Source organism: Micromonospora sp. NBC_00421, from assembly GCF_036017915.1.
Lineage (GTDB): Bacteria > Actinomycetota > Actinomycetes > Mycobacteriales > Micromonosporaceae > Micromonospora.
In genome coordinates, this window is sequence record NZ_CP107929.1 from 128,989 (window position 1) to 149,933 (window position 20,945).

Annotated in this window: 15 protein-coding genes and 2 tRNA genes; 15 read left to right on the forward strand and 2 right to left on the reverse strand. The window is 71.1% G+C overall.

The genetic code is table 11. From position 1 onward, the window contains the following. Positions 1-62: 62 nt before the first annotated feature. The 9 genes from OHQ87_RS00595 to OHQ87_RS00635 all read left to right on the forward strand — a co-directional run bounded on the left by OHQ87_RS00595 (position 63) and on the right by OHQ87_RS00635 (position 13,274). Positions 63-1,601 (forward strand): alkaline phosphatase family protein, encoded by a 1,539-nt coding sequence (locus OHQ87_RS00595; RefSeq protein WP_328343931.1) that lies wholly within the window; start codon positions 63-65, stop codon positions 1,599-1,601. Continuing rightward, positions 1,598-2,665 (forward strand): polyprenyl synthetase family protein, encoded by a 1,068-nt coding sequence (locus tag OHQ87_RS00600; protein WP_328343933.1) that lies wholly within the window; start codon positions 1,598-1,600, stop codon positions 2,663-2,665. The genes OHQ87_RS00595 and OHQ87_RS00600 overlap by 4 nt, the downstream gene beginning before the upstream one ends. Positions 2,666-3,337: 672 nt before the next feature. Then, a complete protein-coding gene (locus OHQ87_RS00605) occupies positions 3,338-6,211 on the forward strand; it encodes a carbohydrate-binding protein (RefSeq protein WP_328343935.1) in 2,874 nt (957 codons plus the stop codon). A gap of 59 nt (positions 6,212-6,270) precedes the next feature. Beyond that, positions 6,271-7,983: a ThuA domain-containing protein gene (locus OHQ87_RS00610; RefSeq protein WP_328343937.1), complete on the forward strand. Its 1,713-nt coding sequence runs from the start codon at positions 6,271-6,273 to the stop codon at positions 7,981-7,983. A gap of 165 nt (positions 7,984-8,148) precedes the next feature. Continuing rightward, positions 8,149-9,375, forward strand: coding sequence for a sensor histidine kinase (locus tag OHQ87_RS00615; RefSeq protein WP_328343939.1), 1,227 nt, complete (start codon positions 8,149-8,151; stop codon positions 9,373-9,375). Next, positions 9,372-10,052 carry a response regulator transcription factor gene (locus OHQ87_RS00620; protein ID WP_328343941.1) on the forward strand — a complete coding sequence of 227 codons (681 nt, stop codon included), beginning with the start codon at positions 9,372-9,374 and terminating at the stop codon, positions 10,050-10,052. The genes OHQ87_RS00615 and OHQ87_RS00620 overlap by 4 nt, the downstream gene beginning before the upstream one ends. Positions 10,053-10,175: 123 nt before the next feature. Then, complete coding sequence (locus OHQ87_RS00625; RefSeq protein ID WP_328343943.1) at positions 10,176-11,117, forward strand: ABC transporter ATP-binding protein; 942 nt, start codon at positions 10,176-10,178, stop codon at positions 11,115-11,117. Next, a complete protein-coding gene (locus tag OHQ87_RS00630) occupies positions 11,117-11,950 on the forward strand; it encodes an ABC transporter permease (protein ID WP_328343945.1) in 834 nt (277 codons plus the stop codon). Before OHQ87_RS00625 ends, OHQ87_RS00630 begins: the two co-directional genes overlap by 1 nt. 313 nt (positions 11,951-12,263) lie before the next feature. Next, complete coding sequence (locus OHQ87_RS00635; protein ID WP_091238403.1) at positions 12,264-13,274, forward strand: sugar phosphate isomerase/epimerase family protein; 1,011 nt, start codon at positions 12,264-12,266, stop codon at positions 13,272-13,274. Positions 13,275-13,328: 54 nt separating this feature from the next. On the opposite strand, the gene OHQ87_RS00640 is transcribed toward OHQ87_RS00635, so the two are convergent. Continuing rightward, positions 13,329-13,712 (reverse strand): hypothetical protein, encoded by a 384-nt coding sequence (locus OHQ87_RS00640; RefSeq protein WP_328343949.1) that lies wholly within the window; start codon positions 13,710-13,712, stop codon positions 13,329-13,331. Between the two features lie 294 nt (positions 13,713-14,006). On the opposite strand from OHQ87_RS00640, the gene OHQ87_RS00645 reads away from it, so the two are divergent. The 5 genes from OHQ87_RS00645 to OHQ87_RS00665 all read left to right on the forward strand — a co-directional run bounded on the left by OHQ87_RS00645 (position 14,007) and on the right by OHQ87_RS00665 (position 19,252). Then, positions 14,007-14,079: transfer RNA gene (locus tag OHQ87_RS00645), tRNA-Asn, on the forward strand. Between the two features lie 887 nt (positions 14,080-14,966). Continuing rightward, entirely contained in the window at positions 14,967-17,093 is a 2,127-nt protein-coding gene (locus OHQ87_RS00650) for an MMPL family transporter (RefSeq protein WP_328348694.1), read from the forward strand. Further along, entirely contained in the window at positions 17,083-18,324 is a 1,242-nt protein-coding gene (locus OHQ87_RS00655; RefSeq protein ID WP_328343951.1) for an NAD(P)/FAD-dependent oxidoreductase, read from the forward strand. The genes OHQ87_RS00650 and OHQ87_RS00655 overlap by 11 nt, the downstream gene beginning before the upstream one ends. A gap of 130 nt (positions 18,325-18,454) precedes the next feature. Beyond that, positions 18,455-18,531: transfer RNA gene (locus OHQ87_RS00660), tRNA-Ile, on the forward strand. A 241-nt stretch (positions 18,532-18,772) separates the two neighbouring features. Beyond that, on the forward strand, positions 18,773-19,252 hold the full coding sequence (locus OHQ87_RS00665; RefSeq protein ID WP_328343953.1) for a DUF488 domain-containing protein: 480 nt from the start codon (positions 18,773-18,775) through the stop codon (positions 19,250-19,252). Here OHQ87_RS00665 and OHQ87_RS00670 read toward each other — a convergent pair. Then, complete coding sequence (locus OHQ87_RS00670; protein WP_328343955.1) at positions 19,218-20,057, reverse strand: hypothetical protein; 840 nt, start codon at positions 20,055-20,057, stop codon at positions 19,218-19,220. The two genes, OHQ87_RS00665 and OHQ87_RS00670, sit on opposite strands and share 35 nt — an antisense overlap. Before the next feature lie 398 nt (positions 20,058-20,455). On the opposite strand from OHQ87_RS00670, the gene OHQ87_RS00675 reads away from it, so the two are divergent. Then, positions 20,456-20,845 (forward strand): hypothetical protein, encoded by a 390-nt coding sequence (locus OHQ87_RS00675; protein WP_328343957.1) that lies wholly within the window; start codon positions 20,456-20,458, stop codon positions 20,843-20,845. Positions 20,846-20,945 lie beyond the last annotated feature (100 nt).

Consider the following 20,945-nt stretch of genomic DNA (forward strand, 5'->3'; position numbering starts at 1 on the left):
GAGCGCCACCGACCCGGCACGACGAGGTGCCACCGCCGCGCCGGGCGCAGCGAGGTGTCGGCGTGAGCCGCCGGCTGGTGGTGCTGGACGTGGTCGGGCTGACCCCCCGGCTGCTGGCCCACATGCCCCGGCTGCGTGCCGTCGCCGAGCAGGGTTTCTCGGCCGAGCTGGGTACAGTGCTGCCGGCGGTGACCTGCTCGGCGCAGGCCACCCTGCTGACCGGCGAGCCGCCGGCCGGGCACGGCATCGTCGGCAACGGCTGGTACTTCCGCGACCTCGGCGAGGTGCTGCTGTGGCGGCAGCACCACGCGCTGGTCGGCGGGGAGAAGGTCTGGCAGGCGGCCCGCCGGGTCGAGCCCGGCTACACGGTGGCCAACGTCTGCTGGTGGTACGCGATGGGCGCGGACGTCGACTGGACCGTCACGCCCCGGCCGATCTACTACGCCGACGGGCGCAAGGAACCGGACTGCTGGACCGATCCGCCGGAGCTGCACGACACGCTCACCGACGCCCTGGGCACCTTCCCCCTGTTCACCTACTGGGGCCCGGGGGCCGGGCTGCCCTCGTCCCGGTGGATCTGCCGGGCGGCCGAGCGGATCCTCGCCGACCAGGCCCCCGACCTGACCCTGGTGTACGTACCGCACCTCGACTACGACCTGCAACGCTTCGGCCCGTCCTCGCCCCGGGCGGCCGCCGCGGCGGCGGAGCTGGACGCGGTGCTCGCCCCACTGCTGGACGCCGCGCGGGCCGCCGACGCGACAGTGGTGGCGCTATCCGAGTACGGCATCACCGAGGTCTCCCGCCCGGTGGACGTCAACCGGCTGCTACGCGCCGAGGGGCTGCTGCGGGTCTACACCCAGGACGGCATGGAATACCTGGACCCGTGGACGTCCCGGGCGTTCGCCGTCGCCGACCACCAGATCGCCCACGTCTACGTGAAGGACCCGGCGGACGTGGCGGCGGTGGCGAAGCTCTGCGCCGGGCTGCCCGGGGTGGCCGAGGTGCTCGACGCCGAGGGCAAGGCGGCGGCCGGGCTGGACCACGAGCGGGCCGGCGAACTGGTGCTGGTGGCCGAGCCGGACTCCTGGTTCACCTACTACTACTGGCTGGACGACGACCGCGCCCCGGACTTCGCCCGCAACGTCGAGATCCACCGCAAGCCCGGGTACGACCCGGCGGAGCTGTTCTTCGACCCGGCCGCACCGGGGGCGGCGAAACGGCGGGCGGGGATCGCCCTGGCCCGCAAGAAGCTCGGCATGCGGTACCTGATGAGCGTGGTCGGTCTGGACGCGGGGGCGCGGGCGGTCCGTGGCTCGCACGGCCGGTTGCCGGCCGACCCGGCGGACGGGCCGGTGCTGATCTGCTCCGACCCGTCCGCCGCCCGGGACACCTTCGCCGCCACCGAGGTCAAGGCGTTGCTGCTGGACCTGGCCGGTCTGGGCCCGGCCACCGCGCCGACGGCTGCGGCCGGCGCTGGTGCCGTACCGACGGCTGCGGCGGGTGCGGATGCCGTACCGACGGGTGCGGTGCCGGCCGGGGCGGATGCCGGCGCGGTGTCGGCGGACCCGACCGGTCCGCCGGGCACGGGGGAGCGGCGGTGACTGTCACCGCCACCGCGGCCGATGCCAGCGAGCTGCGGACCCGCTTCGACGCCGAACTGGTGGCCTTTCTCGACCGGCAGGGGCCGGACTGGCCGGACGGCGCGCCGCGCGGCATCTTCACCGCGCTGCACCGGTTCGTGCTGGCCGGGGGGAAGCGGTTGCGTCCGCTGTTCTGCTACTGGGGCTGGCGGGGGGCCGGGGGCGCGGACGACCGGCCGATCGTGGTGGCCGCGGCGGCGTTGGAGCTGTTCCACGCGTTCGCGCTGATCCACGACGACATCCTGGACGGCAGCGACCACCGCCGGGGCGCCCCCTCGGTGCACCGGGTCTTCGCCGAGCTGCACACCCGGTCGGCGTGGCGCGGCGACCCGGAGACCTACGGCCGGAACACCGCCCTGCTCTGCGGGGATCTCTGCGCGGCCTGGTCGGATCAGATGTTCCACGAGTGCGGGCTGACCTCCGCGCAGATCTGGCAGGGTTACCGGGTCTTCGCCCGGATGCGGACCGAGGTGATCGCGGGCGAGTACCTGGACCTGGTCTCGGGGGTCGGGGACGGCTCGGTGGCCAGCGCGCTCACCGTGATCCGGATGAAGGCGGCCCGGTACACGGTGACCCGGCCGTTGCAGATCGGTGCGGCGCTGGCCGGGGCCCCGGCGGAGCTGATCGCCGCGCTCGTCGACTTCGGCGACCCGCTGGGGGACGCGTTCCAGCTCCGCGACGACGTGCTCGGGGTCTTCGGCGATCCGGCGGTGACCGGTAAATCCATCCTGGACGACCTGCGGGAGGGCAAGCCGACGGTGATGATGGCACTGGCCCGTGACGCCGCCGACCGGGTGCAGGCCGCCCGGCTGCGCGACCTGTTCGGCAATCCCGAGCTGGACGCGGCGGGTGCCGCCGAGCTGCGGGCGATCATCGAGACCACCGGGGCGCGGGAAAAGATCGAGCGGTTGATCCGGGTCCGCGCGGACGCGGCGCGGGTCGCGCTCGCCCAGGTGCCGCTGGCGGAGCCGGCGCGTACCGCCCTGGCCGGGCTGGCCGACCAGGCCGTGCACCGCCAGCACTGACCCGCGCCGGTCCGGGCCCTTCGTCGCTCCGGGGCGCGGACCTCCGTGCGGTGAGCGGAGGTCCGTGGTGTTCCGACCGGCCGGAGCGTCTGTCCGTCTGGTGCGGGTGGCAGGCTTTCATCAGATGAATGTGGATTCCCGTACGGGCGGGTCGCCCCGGCGTTGCGGGCGAGCGTCCCCGCGTTGCGGGCGAGCCTCGCTCAGGCTGGGGCACGTCCCGGCGTCAGGGGTGAACCGGGGGGGCGTTACTGCTCGGCACCGAGCGGTGACCCGCAGGTGTCCACCAGGCCAGCCGGCCCGCTGCCGCTCGGCGCGGAACCGGGGATGACAGCTGATGCGCATGCTTCATCTGATGAAAACCCACATCGGTGGGCGGAAGGTATGGACATCGATATAGGTCGCCATTAATGTTCGTGGCATCACGAGTGTGTTTCGTCATGGTGAACCGGCGGCGCGGTGACCTATCGACGAGAGTGACCCTACGGCGGCGGCTCCGCGCCCCCGACCGAGGGGAGACCCGGCCGACCGGCACTCGGCCGACTGGCATTCGACCGACTGGCACCCGGTCGACCCTGCCGTGTGTCCACCACCACCCACCACCACCCCCGGCATCCGGCGCGGCGGCGCGGGCTCCGCCCTGGCCGTGATCCGTCAGGAGAGGACAGCCCAGCAATGTCCACAAAGGACCAAAATATCCATCGTCGCCGACGGTGGCTCTCCTCCGCCGCGGTGCTGCTCCTGGCCGCGACGGCCGGCACGGTCACCGCCACCACCGGCCCGACCGCCCTCGGCGGTCCCGCCCCGGCCGCCGCGCACACCATCAACGCCAGCGACTTCCAGCAGGTCGAGTTGGCCCGCGGCGTCGGCGAGATGGGCGAGCCGATGTCGCTCGCCGTGCTGCCGGACCGCTCCGTGCTGCACACCGCCCGCAACGGCACCGTACGTCGCACCGACTCCGCCGGCGTCACCCGTGTGGTCGGCACCATCCCCGTCTACACCCACGACGAGGAGGGGTTGCAGAGCCTCGGGGTCGACCCGAACTTCGCCACCAACCGGTACATCTACCTCTACTACGCGCCGCCGCTGTCCACCCCCGGCGGCGACGCGCCCGCCACCGGCACCAACTGGTCCGCCTGGCAGGGCGTGAACCGGCTGTCCCGCTTCACCCTGAACGCCGACTTCACCCTCAACCAGGCCAGCAAGGTCGACGTGCTGGACGTCGGGACGGACCGGGGTATCTGCTGCCACGTCGGCAGCGACATGGACTTCGACGCCGCCGGGAACCTCTACCTGTCCACCGGCGACGACTCCAACCCCTTCGACTCCGCCGGCTACTCGCCCCTCGACGAACGGACCAACCGCAACCCGGCGTACGACTCCCAGCGCGGTGCCGGCAACACCAACGACCTGCGTGGCAAGCTCCTGCGGATCAAGGTGAACGCCGACGGGTCGTACTCCATCCCGAGTGGGAACCTGTTCCCCCCCGGCACCGCGAAGACCCGCCCCGAGATCTACGCGATGGGCTTCCGCAACCCGTTCCGGATCAGCGTCGACAAGCCCACCGGCATCGTCTACGTCGGCGACTACGGCCCGGACGCCGGCAGCACCAACGCCAACCGGGGGCCCTCCGGCCAGGTCGAGTTCAACCGGGTCACCGGCCCGGGCAACTACGGCTGGCCGTACTGCACCGGCACCAACACCACGTCCGAGACGTACAACGAGTGGAACTTCGCCACCAACTCCACCGGCCCCAAGTACAACTGCACCGGCGGGCCGACAAACAACTCGTTCCGCAACACCGGCCTGGGCACCCTCCCGCCGGCCAAGCCCTCCTGGATCAAGTACGGCGGCGACTCCGGCAGCCCGCCCGCCTTCGGCGGCGGCTCCGAGTCCCCGGCGGCCGGCCCGGTCTACCGGTACGACCCGAACAACCCCTCGGCGACGAAGTTCCCGCAGACCTTCGACGGGCAGTTCTTCGCCACCGAGTTCGGCCGGGGCTGGATCAAGCCGATCCACCTCAACGCCGACGGGTCGCCCGGCACCATCGACAGCTTCCCCTGGGTGGGCAAGCAGGTGATGGACTCCGCGTTCGGCCCCGACGGGGCGTACTACGTGCTGGACTACGGCACCGGCTACTACAACGGTGACGCCAACTCCGCCCTGTACCGCTTCGACTACGTCGGGGTCGGCAACCGGGCGCCGGCCGCCCGGGCGAGCGCCGACCGGACCTCCGGTCCCGCGCCGCTGACCGTGAACTTCTCCTCGGCCGGATCCGCCGACCCCGAGGGTGGGGCGCTTACCTACTCGTGGGCGTTCGGCGACGGCACCACCTCCACGGCGGCCAACCCGACCAAGACGTACACCGCGGACGGCTCGTACACCGCGACGCTCACCGTACGGGACCCGCAGGGGGCGACCGGCACGAACAGCGTGACGGTCAGCGTCGGCAACACCGCCCCGACTGTCACGATCAACAGCCCCGGCGACGGCTCGCTGTTCTCCTTCGGTGACACCGTGCCGTTCAACATCACCGTCACCGACCCCGAGGACGGCACTGTCGACTGCACCAAGGTCAAGATGACCTACGTGCTCGGCCACGACCAGCACGGTCACCAGATCACCTCGGTCAACGGCTGCTCCGGCTCGATCACCATCCCGGTCGACGGCGAGCACGACGACGCGGCGAACATCTTCGCCATCTTCGACGCCGAGTACACCGACGCCGGTGGGCTCACCACGCACACCCAGCACACCCTCCAGCCCCGGCACCGGCAGGCCGAGCACTACAAGACCTCGTCCGGCATCGCCACCTTCGACAAGACCCCCGCCGAGGGTGGGAAGACCGTCGGGAACATCGAGAACGGGGACTGGATCGGGTTCACGCCGTACCGGGTGGGCAACGTCACCTCGTTCACCGCCCGGGTCTCCTCGGCCGGCGCCGGCGGCACCATCCAGCTCCGCGCCGGCTCGGCCACCGGCACCGTCCTCGGGCAGGCCAACGTGCCGGTCACCGGCGGTTGGGACGTCTTCACCACGGTCACCGGCACGGTCTCCGGCGCACCCACCGGCACCACCACGCTCTACGTGACCTTCGCCGGTGGCACCGGGTTGCTCTACGACCTGGACGCGTTCACCCTGAACACCGGCACCGTCACGCCGGGCAACGGCACCGGGCCGATCAAGGGCCTGGCCGGCAAGTGTCTGGACGTGCGCAACGCGGCCACCGCCGACGGCACCCAGGTCCAGATCCTCACCTGCAACGGTGGGGCCGGGCAGACCTGGACGGTGACTCCGAACGGCCCGATCAAGGCGCTCGGCAAGTGCCTGGACGTCAACGGCGGCGGCACCGCCGACGGTACGAAGATCCAGCTCTGGACCTGTACCGGTGGCACCCCGCAGGTCTGGTCGGCGCAGGCCGACGGCACCCTGCGCAACCCCGCCTCCGGCAAGTGCCTCGACGTCTCCGGCAACAGCTCCGCCGACAGCACGGTGGTCCTGCTGTGGACCTGTAGCGGCGCCGCGAACCAGAAGTGGACCCTGCCCTGACCTGACGGGCGCGGGACCGGCCCGTCCGGTCCCGCGCCCCCGGCGTACTGGAGCACTACATGAGACTCTTCCGACCCATCCTCGGCGCGGCCGCAGCCGTCCTCGCCGCTATCGCCTGCACCACCCCGGCCACCCCGGCGTCGGCCGCCGACGCCGCCTACGACGTGCTGGTCTTCTCCAAGACCGCAGGCTTCCGGCACGACTCCATCGCGGTCGGCACGCAGGCCATCCGCGAGCTGGGCGCGGCGAACAACTTCACCGTCACCGCCACCGAGGACGGCAACCAGTTCACCACCGCCAACCTCTCCCGGTTCGAGGCGGTGATCTTCCTCAACACCACGGGTGACGTGCTCAACGCCAGCCAGCAGACCGCCTTCGAGTCGTACATCGGCGCCGGTGGCGGGTACGTCGGTGTGCACTCCGCCGCCGACACCGAGTACGACTGGCCGTTCTACGGCAACCTGGTCGGCGCGTGGTTCGCCTCCCACCCGGCGATCCAACAGGCCACCGTACGGGTGGAGGACCGGGCGCACGCGGCCACCGCCCACCTCGGCCCGACCTGGCAGCGCACCGACGAGTGGTACAACTTCCGCACCAACGCCCGCTCCACCGCGCACGTGCTGGCCAACCTCGACGAGTCGTCGTACTCGGGCGGTGGGATGGGGGCCGACCACCCGCACGTCTGGTGCAAGACGTACAGCGGTGGCCGGTCCTTCTACACCGGCGCCGGGCACAACCAGTCGGCGTACTCCGAACCGGCCTTCCGGGCCCACCTGCTCGGCGGCATCCGGTACGCGGCCGGCCGGACGAAGGCCGACTGCCGGCCGGAGACCGGCTACACCGCCCTCTACAACGGCTCGACCAACGGCTGGTCGCAGGCCGGGCCGGGGAGCTTCACCAACTCCAACGCCACCCTCAGCTCGGTCGGCGGGCTGGGCATGCTCTGGTACAGCGCGAAGCAGTTCACCAACTACTCGCTGAAGCTGGACTGGAAGGTGGACGGGGACGACAACTCCGGGGTCCTCATCGGCTTCCCGCCGTCGAGCGACCCGAACTCGGCGATGGACAACGGCTACGAGGTGCAGATCGACGCCACCGACACCGTCGACCGGACCACCGGCTCGGTCTACTCGTTCCAGGCCGCCGACCAGGCGGCCCGGGACGCGGCGCTGAACCCGCCGGGGGAGTGGAACACCTACGAGCTGCTGGTCGAGGGGGAACGGCTCCAGGTCTTCCTCAACGGGTCGAAGATCAACGATTTCACCAACACCAACCCGGTCCGCTCGCTCGCCGGCCACATCGGCATCCAGAACCACGGCACCGGTGACGACGCCTCGTTCCGCAACATCCGGATCAAGGAGTTGGGCGGCACCACGCCGACCAACGGCACCGGCCCGATCAAGGGGCTGGGCGGCAAGTGCCTGGACGTCCGCAACGGCGCCACCGCCGACGGCACCCAGATCCAGATCTTCACCTGCAACGGCAGCGCCCGGCAGACCTGGACGGTGACCCCGAACGGCCCGATCAAGGCGCTCGGCAAGTGCCTCGACGTCTCCGGTGGCGGCACCGCCAACGGCACCAAGATCCAGCTCTGGACCTGCACCGGCGGCACCCCGCAGGTCTGGTCGGCCCAGTCCGACGGCACCCTGCGCAACCCCGCCTCCGGCAAGTGCCTGGACGTGTCCGGCAACAGCTCCGCCGACAGCACCGTGGTCCTCCTCTGGACCTGCAACTCCTCCGCCGCCAACCAGAAATGGACCCTCCCCCAGTAACCCACCCCAACCCCAACCCCACCCGGGCTCCCGCCCGTGGTTCGCATCGGTGATCAAGAGGTTTGCGTCACGACGGTCGGCCCGACATGACGCAAACCTCTTGATCACCGGGGGCAGGGTGGGGGTTGGGCGGTTGGGGGGTGGGGGCTGCCGTACGTTGGCGGGATGGAAGGCATCGTGCGGTGGCGGCGGGCCGTACGGGGACACCCGGCGGTCGCCGACGTGCTGCTGGCGGCGCTGTTGTTCGTGGTCAGCCTGCTGCCGGTGAACCCGCCGGGCGGCGCGTCCCGCGCCCCGCTCGCCGTCGGCACGGTGCTCTTCGCCCTGGCCGGCTGCGGTGCCCTGGCGTTGCGTCGCCGTCGTCCCCTGGCGGTGCTGGGCACGGTCACGGTGCTGGTGGTGGCCGCCCTGCTGCTCGGCTTCGTCCGCGGCCCCTTCATGATCATCGTGGCCATCGCCGCGTACACCGTGGCCTCCCGGACGGATCGGTGGACCGCCTGGGTGACCGGGACCGGTGCCGCACTCGCCATCGGCGCGACCGCGGTGTTCGTCCTGGGTGTCTCCTGGGTCCGGCCGGAGATCGTGGTGCTGCTGCTCTGGTTCGGCTTCGCGGTGGCCGGCGGCGACGCGGTGCGCAGCCGTCGGGCGTACGTGGCGGTGCTGGAGGAACGGGCCCGTCGTGCGGAGCAGACCCGCGAGGAGGAGGCGCTGCGCCGGGTGGCGGAGGAACGGCTGCGCATCGCCCGGGAGCTGCACGACGTGGTCGCCCACCACATCGCCCTGATCAACGTGCAGGCCGGGGTCGCCGGGCACCTGCTGTCCGGGCAGCCCGAAGCGGCCCAGGAGGCGCTCGGGCACGTCCGCGCCGCCAGCCGGACCGTCCTCGACGAGTTGGCGACCCTGCTCGGGGTGCTGCGCGGTGCCGGGGAGAACGACAGCCCCACCGAGCCGGCCCCCAGCCTGAACCGCCTCGACGCGCTGGTCGAGGGCTTCAGCACCGGTCAGCCGGTGCGTTGGACGGTCGCCGGGCAACCCCGGCCGCTGCCCACCGCCGTGGACGTCGCGGCGTACCGGATCGTGCAGGAGTCGTTGACCAACGCCTACCGGCACGCCCCCCGGGCGGCCGTCGCCGTCCGCCTGGGCTACGGACCGGCCGGGGTCACCGTCGAGGTACGCGACGACGGAACCCCCCGGCCGGAGGGTGGGCCGACGGGTGGTGAGCCGGTGACCGGGGCGACCGGACGGTCCCGCGGAGCGGGCACCGGGCTCGGGCTGATCGGGATGCGGGAACGGGCCGAGACCGTCGGTGGCACCTTCTCCGCCGGCCCTCTTCCGGACGGTGGCTGGCAGGTCCGTGCCGAACTGCCCGCCCCCGAGGAGCTGGCCGAGTGACGATCAGGGTCCTCCTGGCCGACGACCAGACGCTGCTGCGGGCCGGATTCCGGGTACTGGTCGAATCCGCTGCGGACCTGAGCGTGGTCGGCGAGGCGGCCTCCGGGCGGGAGGCCGTCGACCTGACCAGGCAGACCCGGCCCGACGTGGTGCTGATGGACATCCGGATGCCCGGACTGGACGGCATCGCCGCCACCCGGGAGATCAGCGGTGACGACGACCTGGTCGGCGTACGGGTGTTGATCCTGACCACCTTCGAAATGGACGAGTACGTCTTCGAGGCGCTCCGCGCCGGGGCGAGCGGGTTCCTCGGCAAGGGGGTGGAGCCCACCGAGTTGCTGGACGCGATCCGGACCGTGGCGGCCGGCGAGGCGCTGCTGTCGCCGCGAGCGACCCGGGGACTGATCGCCCGGTTCCTGTCCCAGCCGCAGCCGGACCCACGGGTCGACCCGGTGCGGCTGCGGGTGCTCACCGAGCGGGAGCGGGAGGTGGTGACCCTGGTCGCCGGTGGGTTGTCCAACGAGCAGATCGCCGCTCACCTGGTGGTGTCGCCGCTGACCGCGAAGACCCACGTCAACCGGGCGATGACGAAGCTGGGCGCGCGGGACCGTGCGCAACTCGTCGTGCTCGCGTACCAGAGTGGTCTGGTGCGGGTCGCGGACCCGCCGACCCGCTGATCCCCCGGCCCGTGGTGCGTCCGCTGCGGTAGCCGGGGCGGCCGGCTACCACCATGGTGGTACGCACAGGTGTCTGCCGACAGCCGACGCCACGAGCGGGGTGCCCGAGCCATCGTTGGTCACATGATCGAAGTGACCGACCTCAGCAAGCGTTACGGCGACAAGGTCGCCGTCGACTCCCTGACCTTCCAGGTCAAGCCGGGGATCGTCACCGGCTTCCTCGGCCCCAACGGTGCCGGTAAGTCCACCACCATGCGGATGATCCTCGGCCTGGACGCCCCGACCACCGGCACGGTCACCGTCAACGGCCGGCGGTACGCCGACCACCCCGCCCCCCTGCGCGAGATCGGCGCGCTGCTGGAGGCGAAGGCGGTGCACACCGGCCGGTCCGCCCGCAACCACCTGCTCGCGATGGGGGCCACCACGGGCATCGGCCGACGCCGGGTCGACGAGGTGATCGACCTGGTGGGCCTGCACGAGGTGGCCGGCAAGCGGGCCGGCGGCTTCTCGCTCGGCATGGGCCAGCGGCTCGGCATCGCCGCTGCGCTGCTCGGCGACCCGAAGGTGGTGATGCTGGACGAGCCGGTCAACGGCCTCGACCCGGAGGGCATCCGGTGGATCCGCGATCTGCTGAAGGGCCTCGCCGCCGAGGGCCGGACGGTCTTCGTCAGCTCGCATCTGATGAGTGAGATGGCCCAGACCGCCGAACATCTGATCGTCGTCGGCCGGGGACGGCTGATCGCCGACATCTCGGTCGAGGAGTTCACCCGGCAGGGCACCCGCAACGCGGTGCGGGTCCGCTCACCGCAGGCCAGCGTGCTGCGTGAGCTGCTCGTCGGCCCGGATGTGACGGTGACCGCAGGCGAGCCCGGACTGCTGGAGGTGACCGGCCTGGGCCGGGAGCAGATCGGCGACCTGGCCGCCACGGCCGGTCTCACCCTGCACGAACTCGCTGCCGTCGAGGCGTCCCTGGAAGAGGCGTTCATGACGATGACCCGGGACGCCGTCGAGTACCCCACCGAACCCGTCGTCGCCGTGCCGGTGGCGGCCGGAAGGAGCAACTGATGACCAGCGCCACGCTCACCCGGGCGTCCGTGCCCACCGACGCCCGGGTCACCTGGTGGCGGGTGGTCCACGCAGAGTGGATCAAGTTCCGTTCGCTCCGGTCGTCCCTGATCATGCTGGCCGCCACCGTGGCCGTCCTGGTGGGTCTGGGCCTGGCGTTCTCCGCTGTGCTGGCGAACAACCCGCCCACCCCCGGCGCCCCGCCTCCGCCCGGGCCGCCGGGGACGTCCCTGCTCGAGCCGCTCGGGGTCAGCCTCGGCGGGGTCAACCTGGCGCAACTGCTCATCGGCACGCTCGGCGTGCTGCTGGTGGCGGGGGAGTACGGCACCGGCATGATCCGGTCGTCACTGGCCGCCGTGCCGAAGCGCTGGCCGGTGCTCGGTGCGAAGGTGGTCGTGCTGGCCGGTGTCTCGCTGGCGGCGCTGGTGCCGGCCGTGCTGCTCACCTTCCTCGGCGGGCAGCACATCCTCGGCACGGACGGGATCTCCCTCGGCGACGACGGGGTGCTGCGTGCGGTCCTCGGCGCGGCCGGCTACCTGGCCGGGGTGGGGGTGCTCGGCGTGGCGCTCGGTGCCCTGCTGCGCAACACCGCCGGTGGGATCACCAGCGTGGTGGCCCTGCTGCTCGTGGTGCCCGGACTCACCTCGCTCCTGCCGGACAGTTGGTCGGACGCCGTCACGCCCTACCTGCCGTCGAACGCCGGGCAGGCGTTGATGTCGATCGGATCGAACCCGGACCTGCTCTCCCCGGGCGCAGGGCTGGCCGTGTTCGTGGGCTGGTTGGCGGTCCTGGCCAGCGCGGCGGCGATCCTGCTGCGGAGGCGGGACGCCTGATCCGACGGCTCGGCTGGACGCCGTCCCGACGGGTTCCCGACGGCGTCGGCCGGGCCGTCGGGCACCCGCCCGCCGAGGCCGCGTTCCGAGCGACGGCCGGACCCGGGCCTCTTCCCTGTCCGGTCCGGCGGCCCTAGAGTGGGTTCGGCGACCGTACGGTGGCCGGTGACCCGACGGGAGGCGCAACCCGTTGGGCCCAGGTGCGCGTGCATCCACCGGTGATCCGGCACGGCCGCCGACGTACCGGCCCGGCCCGGTCCCCTCGCCCCGGTCCCGCCCAGGAATCCCCACCACAACAGGGGAGAGACAGACGATGGCGCGACCGATCACGCTCTTCACCGGCCAGTGGGCCGATCTGCCGTTCGAGGAGGTCTGTCGGCTCGCCTCCGAATGGGGCTACGACGGCCTGGAGATCGCCTGCTGGGGCGACCACTTCGAGGTCGACAAGGCGCTCGCCGACGACTCGTACGTCGAGCGCAAGCGGGAGACGCTGGCCAAGTACAACCTGAAGGTCTTCACGATCTCCAACCACCTGGTGGGCCAGGCCGTCTGCGACCATCCGATCGACGAGCGGCACCAGGACATCCTGCCCGCCCGGATCTGGGGCGACGGCGAAGCCGAGGGGGTACGCCAGCGGGCCGCCGAGGAGATCAAGGACACCGCCCGTGCGGCGGCGAAGCTCGGCGTGGACACCGTGGTCGGCTTCACCGGCTCGTCCATCTGGCACACCCTGGCGATGTTCCCGCCGGTGCCGCCGGCGATGATCGAACGCGGCTACCAGGACTTCGCCGACCGGTGGAACCCGATCCTCGACGTCTTCGACGAGGTGGGGGTGCGGTTCGCCCACGAGGTGCACCCCAGTGAGATCGCGTACGACTACTGGACCACCAAGCGGACCCTGGAGGCGATCGGCCACCGGCCCGCGTTCGGGCTCAACTGGGACCCGTCGCACTTCGTGTGGCAGGAACTGGACCCGGTGAACTTCATCTTCGACTTCGCCGACCGGATCTACCACGTCGACTGCAAGGACGCGAAGGTGCGTACCGGGGACGGGCGGCGGGGTCGGCTCGCCTCCCACCTGCCCTGGGCGGACCTGCGGCGTGGTTGGGACTTCGTCTCCACCGGTCACGGCGACGTGCCGTGGGAGGACTGCTTCCGGGCGTTGAACGCCATCGGGTACACCGGGCCCATCTCCGTGGAGTGGGAGGACGCCGGGATGGACCGGCTGGTCGGTGCGCCCGAGGCGCTGGAGTTCGTCCGTCGGCTGGCCTTCGACGCGCCGACGGCGGCGTTCGACGCGGCGTTCAGCAGCGGCAAGGACTGAGGCACGCGTGGGGCCGGTCGCCACCTGGCGACCGGCCCCACGACGTACGGACGATCAGATCGTGCTGCCGTTGGTGCCGGTACCCGGCGCCTTGGGCTTCGGGGTGGTCGCCGACGAACTGGTCGGGTTGATGCCCGACTTGGCCCCGACCGTGGCCGGGGTGCCCGCGAAGGTGTCGTCCGCCGGGGTCAGCTCCGGCCGGCTGCCGTTGCCCGTGTTGAGCTTCTCGCCGAGCCTGGACTGGCCGAGCTTGTCCTTGCCCTCGCTGTAAAGGCGGGTCGCCTGGGCCTGCGCGACCCCGGCCGCCTCCTGGACGGTCGGGTGGTCGAGCACCTTGCGGCCCCGCACGACCAGCTCCTCGTACTTCTCCCGGCCGGCACGGGCGCCCAGGACGAAGCCCGCAGCCAGCCCGCCAAGAAACATGATCTTTCCGCGCATGGCGGCTCCTTCCGTACCTGACGCTCCCGTCGCTCCCGCCCGGTGGTTTCCGGCCGGGACCGACCATCGTCGCGCCCCACGTCTTCCTCGGTCGACAGCTAACTACCCATCCTGCTCCGCGCTCATGCCTGGTTGTACCAGGATGACGATTTGTCCGCATTATTGGCGTCGGCTGTCCCGATTCGTGGCGGCGCGGTCGAATGCGGCAACCCCCTGGACCGAACCCCCCCGAAGTCCTGTACTCTTGTGCCGTCCCCGAGCGCCGGAGAGATCCGGCACGACGTGACGACGCAGTCCCCCGTAGCTCAATTGGCAGAGCAGCCGGCTGTTAACCGGCAGGTTTTTGGTTCGAGTCCAAACGGGGGAGCTCAGCCTCCACTTCACGCCCGTCGGCAGTGCCGGCGGGCGTTTCCGTATGTCCGGTGCCTCAGTTGCCCGGTGCCCTTACTTGATCATCTCCGCCGCCCGCGCTCCCGCCCACTGCCCGCCCTGCTGCCCGTCGCCTGCTCTGCTGCCCGTCGCCTGCTCTGCGGCCCTTGCCTGCCGCCTGACCGCTGTCTGGTGCCCGCCGCCTGTCTCCTGCCCGCTGTCTCCTGCGCGCTGTGCTGCCCGCTTTGCTCGTCGTTGCCCGCGCTGTAGCCCGCCGGTTATGGCTCTGCTGCCCGTCGAGCTCTACCGATGTCGATGCTGCTCGTGCCCTTTGTGGAGATCTGTTGCTGCTCTGGCTGCTCTGGCGACAACAGATCTCCACAAAACTTGGGCGCCATGGCGGCGTGCGGCTCGTCGATGCCCCCGGTTGTCCGTTCGCCACTTCCGCGCGATCCGGCCTTGCTCATGGCAGCGAACCGTCTGCGTCATCAGATCGACAGGGTCCGCGACGGGCCTGACCGGTGGTGCCGAGGGCGAAGGGTGGCAGGTGGCGGTGCTGATCAGGGCGAGGGTGGGACGCCTGCCCAGGCCGGGAAGGACGCCCGTCCAAGCCGGGAAGGACGGCGGCGCAGGTAGGTGGCTTGGGCGGCGGTGGCGCGCCGATCGGGTGGGGCAGGACAGGGTGCGGCAGGCAGCAGAGCGGGCGGCGGCGCAGGGGGCAGTCAGACCGGCCAGTGGTGGCGGGGTGGAGATGGCGCAATGGGAGGGATGGGGTGGATGGTCGGTTTCGGCCCCGGATGACGTACCCGGGCGGCAGGATGGCAGATGTCGACTTAGACTCCCGCTGCGTCGATTGGTGCGTCGATTTGAGGGGTGACCGAGAAGATGGTCGGTGGACGGGGCCGGGGTGCGGCCACGCTGATCGCCGTGGCGGTCGTCCTGGCCTGGCTGGTCGTCGGCGGGGTCGCCGGGCCGTACGCCGGCAAGCTGGGCGACGTCGCGACGAACGACAACGCCTCCTTTCTGCCCGCCGACGCCGAGGCGACCCGGGCGCAGGACCTGGCCGCCGGCTTCGTCGCGCAGCCGACCACCCCCGCCCTGGTGGTGTACGCGCGCAGCACCGGCATCACCGCCGCCGACAAGCAGCGGGCCGTCGCCGACAGCGCCCGGTTCGCCCAGCTCAAAGGTGTGCTGGGGCCGCTGCCCCCGCCGATCGCCAGCCAGGACGGGCAGGCCCTCCAGGTGGTGGTGCCGATCGACGACTCCGAAGGGGAGCAGATCGGCCAGGTGGTGGACGAACTCCGCACGATCGCAGGGGGCGACCGGAACGGGCTCACCGTCGACGTCGCCGGCCCGGCCGGGCTGCTCGCCGACCTGATCGAGGTCTTCTCCGCGATCGACGGGCCCCTGCTGCTTGTCACCCTGGTGGTGGTGCTGGTCATCCTGCTGATCGTCTACCGCAGCCCGGTGCTCTGGATCTTCCCGCTGCTGGCGGCGGGGATGTCGTACTCGCTGGCGTCGGTCTTCGTCTACTACCTGGCGAAGAACGACGTGATCAAGCTGAACGGGCAGGCGCAGGGCATCCTCACCGTGCTCGTCTTCGGTGCCGGGACCGACTACGCGCTGCTGCTGATCGCCCGCTACCGGGAGGAGTTGCACCGGCACGAGCGCCCCTGGGATGCCATGCGCACCGCCTGGCGTGGTGCCGCCCCGGCCATCGCCGCCTCCGGTGCCACCGTCATCGTCAGCCTGCTCTGCCTGCTGCTGTCCAGCCTGAACTCCAACCGGGCGCTCGGCCCGGTCGCCGCCATCGGCATCGCCGCCACCCTGCTGGTGATGCTGACCTTCCTGCCCGCCCTGCTGGTGCTCGGCGGCCGGCGGGCGTTCTGGCCGCGTACCCCCAGGGTCGATCTTGCCGATGCGCAGGCCGAACACGGGCTGTGGGCCCGGATCGCCCGCTTCGTCGCCCGCCGGGCCCGGGTGGTCTGGTTGACCACCGCCGGGGTGCTGGCCCTGCTCGTGCTCGGCCTCACCCAGCTCGGCGCCACCACGCTGGGCCAGTCCGAGCTGTTCACCAACCGCACCGACTCGGTCGCCGGGCAGGAGGTGATCGCCCGGCACTACCCGGCCGGCACCGGCAGCCCGGCGACCATCTTCACCCGGGAGCAGACCGCCCAGCAGGTCGCCCGGGTCGCGCAGGGCGTCGCCGGGGTGGCCGCCGTCCGCCCGGTGACCCGGCGGGACCAGGCCGGCCCACCGGATCCGAACGCCCCGCCCCTGGTCGTCGACGGGCGGGCGCAGCTGGAGGCGACCCTTACCGACCCGCCGGACAGCGACGCCGCCGAGCGGACGATCCGTGACCTACGCGAGGCGGTGCACCGGGTGCCGGCCGCCGACGCCGTGGTCGGCGGGTTCACCGCGATCGACGTGGACACCTCCGACGCGTCGACCCGGGACCGCAACGTGATCATCCCGGTCGTCCTGGTGGTGATCGCGGTGATCCTGGCCCTGCTGTTGCGGGCGCTGGTCGCGCCGGTGCTGCTGATCGCGACGGTGGTGCTGTCGTTCCTGGCCACCCTCGGGCTCTGCGCGATGATCTTCACCTACCTGCTGGACTTCCCCGGCGTCGACGCGTCCTTCCCGCTCTTCGCCTTCGTCTTCCTGGTCGCCCTGGGCATCGACTACAACATCTTCCTGATGAGCCGGGTACGCGAGGAGTCGGTCCGCCGGGGCACCCGGGCCGGGGTGCTGGCCGGGCTGACCGTCACCGGCGGCGTGATCACCTCGGCCGGCATCGTGCTCGCCGCCACCTTCTCCGCACTGGCCGTACTCCCGCTGGTGGTGCTCGTGGAGCTGGGCGTGGCGGTCGCGGTCGGCGTACTGCTGGACACCATCGTGGTCCGCTCGCTGCTGGTGCCCGCGCTGTCGTACGACATCGGGCCGAAGGTCTGGTGGCCGAGCCGGTTGTCCCGGTCGGTGCGCGACGACGCGGAGGTGGAACGTGCCCGCTGAGACGGACGTGGTGATCGTCGGCGGTGGCCTGGCCGGGCTGGCGGTCGCCCGCCGGCTGCACCGGGCCGGGGTGCCCTGGCGGCTGCTGGAGGCCGGCGACCGGCTCGGCGGCCGGGTCGCCACCGACGCCGTCGACGGATACCTGCTCGACCGGGGTTTTCAGGTGCTCAACACCGCGTACCCGAGGCTCGGCACCCTGCTCGACCTGGGCACCCTCGACCTCGGGTGGTTCACCTCCGGGGTGCTGGTCCGCCGGGGCGACCGCCTCGACCGGCTGGTCCACCCGGTCCGCGAACCCGGCGGCGCACCGGCCACCGCGCTCGCCGGCATCGGCTCGCTGCTCGACCGGCTGCGCTTCGCCGCCCTCGCCACCGGCTGCGCCACCCTGCCGGCGCACCGGCTGCTCACCGCGCCGGAGACCACGAGCGAGGCGGCCCTGCGCCGGGCCGGGCTCTCCGACACCATCATCGAGGAGCTGATCCGGCCGTTCCTGTCCGGCGTGCTCATCGACCGGGAGCTGGAGACCTCCAGCCATGTGCTGGCGATGATCCTGCGCTCCTTCGCCCGGGGTCGGATCGGGCTGCCCGCCCGGGGGATGGCCGCGCTGCCGCAGGCCGTGGCCGCCCCGCTCCCCGTCGACCTGGTCACCTGCGACACCCCGGTCACCGAGGTCGCGCCCGGCCGGGTCCGCACCCCGGCCGGTGAGATCGAGTGCCGCGCCGTCGTGGTCGCGGTCGACCCGACCGCGGCGAGCACGCTGCTGCCCACCCTGCCGCGGGTACGTACGCACAGCTACACCACCTACTACCACAGCGCCCCCGAAGCGCCGCTCGACGAACCGATCCTGCTCGTCGACGGCGACCGGCGGGAACTCGTAGCCAACACGGTGGTCGTCAGCCGGGCCGCGCCGTCGTACGCCCCACCGGGCCGGCACCTGGTGGCCACCTCCGTGGTCGGCCCCGACGCCCCGCCCGAGCCGACGATCCGGGCCGAACTGGACCGGTTGTACGGACGCTCGACAGCCGACTGGACCCACCTGACCACTGTCTCGATCCCGCACGCGTTGCCCGCCGCGCCACCGCCGCAGGGGCGGCTGCGCAAGCCGGTGGCCCTCGGCGACGGGCTCTTCGTGGCCGGCGACCACCGGGACAGCCCCTCCATCCAGGGGGCCCTCGCCAGCGGGTGGCGGACGGCCGGCGCGGTGCTCGCGGAACTCCGCGCGGCGGGCTGATTCGAGTGCCTCCGGGGTGACTGCTGACTGTTATTCTCGCGTAGCCCATCGTGGCCACCGGTTCGCCGGGCGCACCGGTTCGGTGGTGGCCGGTGGTCCGCCGGGCGGGTTACGATCCGGCGCGGCATCGGGGGCGGTAGCTCAGCCGGTTAGAGCAGGGGACTCATAATCCCTCGGTCGCGGGTTCGAACCCCGCCCGCCCCACCAGCCAAAACGCAGGCCGACTGGTCCTCCCGTTCGGCTGCTCATGGTGCGACGAGCTTGTGTCCTGTCCCCATGGGGACAGTAGGCACGGGCCGGCGGGCGAAATCCAGCAACTGCCCACGGTGTGCGCCACGTCCCACGGTTACCTCGTTGCCTTGTGCCGTCGCTCGCGTTCTGAGCTGTGGGAGGCGCGTCCTTGGCCGTCCCGATGGTCTTGACTCGCAAGACATGAAAGGGTGTTCCGATGAGCGTCACGTTAGCTGTGAGTCACCAGCCCGGCATCCTGGGTGTCGGTTACGAAGGTCGCTCCATCGACGAGTTCGTCAGCGGACTGGTGAGCGCGGGCGTCACGCGACTGGTCGATGTCCGGATGACGCCGATCTCCCGGAAGCGTGGCTTCAGCAAGTCGGCGCTCGGTCACGCGCTCGCCGCGCAGGGGATCACGTACGAGCACCGTCGCGAGCTCGGCAACCCCAAGGAGAATCGCCCCGGGTTCGGTGGCACGCCTGAGGAATTGGAGTTGGCGCGTGCCGTGTACGCCACCCGGCTTAGCCAGGGTGAGTCACTGGCAGCCCTCGACGCGCTCGCTGAGACGGCCCAGCGCGAGCTGATTGCACTGCTCTGCTTCGAGGCGGATGAGAGCCGGTGCCACCGCCAGGTCGTGATGCGTGCGCTCGAAGACCGGACATCTATCGCTGTGGCCAGTACACCCCCAGCACGCTGAAGACGTGGACCCGCTTGGCCTGGTTGCCGACGTAGAAGGCGACGTCACGGTTCGGCGCGCACATCTCTCCGAGAAACTTGGTCTCCAGCGCTTCCCGTAGCGCAGCGTCCGAGTAGCCGACGAGCCGGCGTTGCAGCGCTACCAGTTCCCAGTCGATGACGTGCTGCTTGTGTCCGTTGCATCCATGTTCGTGGCAGCGGTAGTGGTATGCGGCTTTGAAGCGGGGTGCCTGTAGCGGAGATCTGCTCCGGCCGCTGAAGAGGTCCGGTTGGCTTGCGTATGCCTCAATCTTGCGTTGCTCGTCAGGAGTCCAGCCGTCGTGCGGCGTGACCTTGAGCGTGTGAACTTCCTTGGGACGTACCAGGGCCAGTGATTTGGCGTCCGCGTGATCTCGGGCTTCGCGGTTGAGTCGGCACATCGAATCCTCGACGGCCGGGTCAAGCAGCGGCTGTCGCGACCTCCAGCCGTCGAGATGGCGCTCCTTCTGAATCCGGTCCATGATCGGCTTCCAGCTTTCGCGCCGCTGATCCTGCCGTGCCGGCTTGGCATCGACGGAGATGATGTCGTACTTCTTGAACGCCTCGTCGCTGTCGAGGTGCCGGAAATTGATCGGGTAGAGGCGCACCCACGTGGGCTTGAGCACGTCCGTCCGCAGGCCGGCTACGCAGACGGTTTCCCCGTACCTCTCCGACGGGTTCGGTGCCGCCTTCACTGTGATCAGTAGCTGTAGCCGAACGACGCGATCGTCGGCGGGCTTCGGGTCGGGGTCGGCCTCACCACTACCGAAGAGCGACATCTGGGCCACGCGCGCCTCCAGCTTAGATAGCCCTAGGTAGTCGTGCGATCACACGATCATTCAGGTTCTCATGAGATTGACGGATTCGTATAGAGCGTGATGCTGCTCGTGGTCGAAGCGCCTCCGTCCGCCCCCGCCCCATCCTCCGAAAGTGGCGTTTGAACTGCTGTTTCTTGCAGCCCTGGGCAAGGTCCAATGCGCAACGGGGTGCTGGAGCCAGCGGTAGCCGGAGCGCCGGTGGGTGGGCTGATGTCGGTCGGGCACGCTGTTCGTCGCGCGTGCTCGCGGATCCGGGGAGCCTCAGGTGCGGCAGTGTGGCCTACGCTGCCGGGATGAAAGCGGGCACGGGTGCTGGCCGAGTCGACGGCGGGCATCAGGAGGAGGCCGGTACGAGCAGGGGGAGGACCGTGCTTGTGGTCGCCGGCATCCTGGTGACGCTGCTCGTGGGCGGCTTTGCCTGGCGCGCACTGTGGCCGGTTCGCATCGACGCCTTGTGTGGGGTCTTTCAGTCCCGCCAGGGTGGGGTCATCCAGATCACGGCAGAGCGCGCCTTCACGGTGTCTGGGGCCATCTTCGGTGCCAACATGGACGGATCGGACACGGTCTCCGGGAGTGGTCAGCTGCGACCGGGTGACCTGGCAGCGGATGGGCGGCTGGTCCTGAGGATGACGGATGTCAGATCGACCCTGGAATTGAACACTCAGCGCAGTTGGCGGGGCGAGGTGAGCCTGTGGCAGTGGGCCGATGACCCGGATACCGGGGAGCGTGAGACCTTCGTCCGGCAGTCTGCCTGCTGATCGCGTCTACGGTCGGCATCTGGCCACCGATGGCAGGGGTGTGCAAGGTGGAGGCATGGCGCTTCGTGGCCTCTGTCATGACGAGTCTGGCCATGAGCCT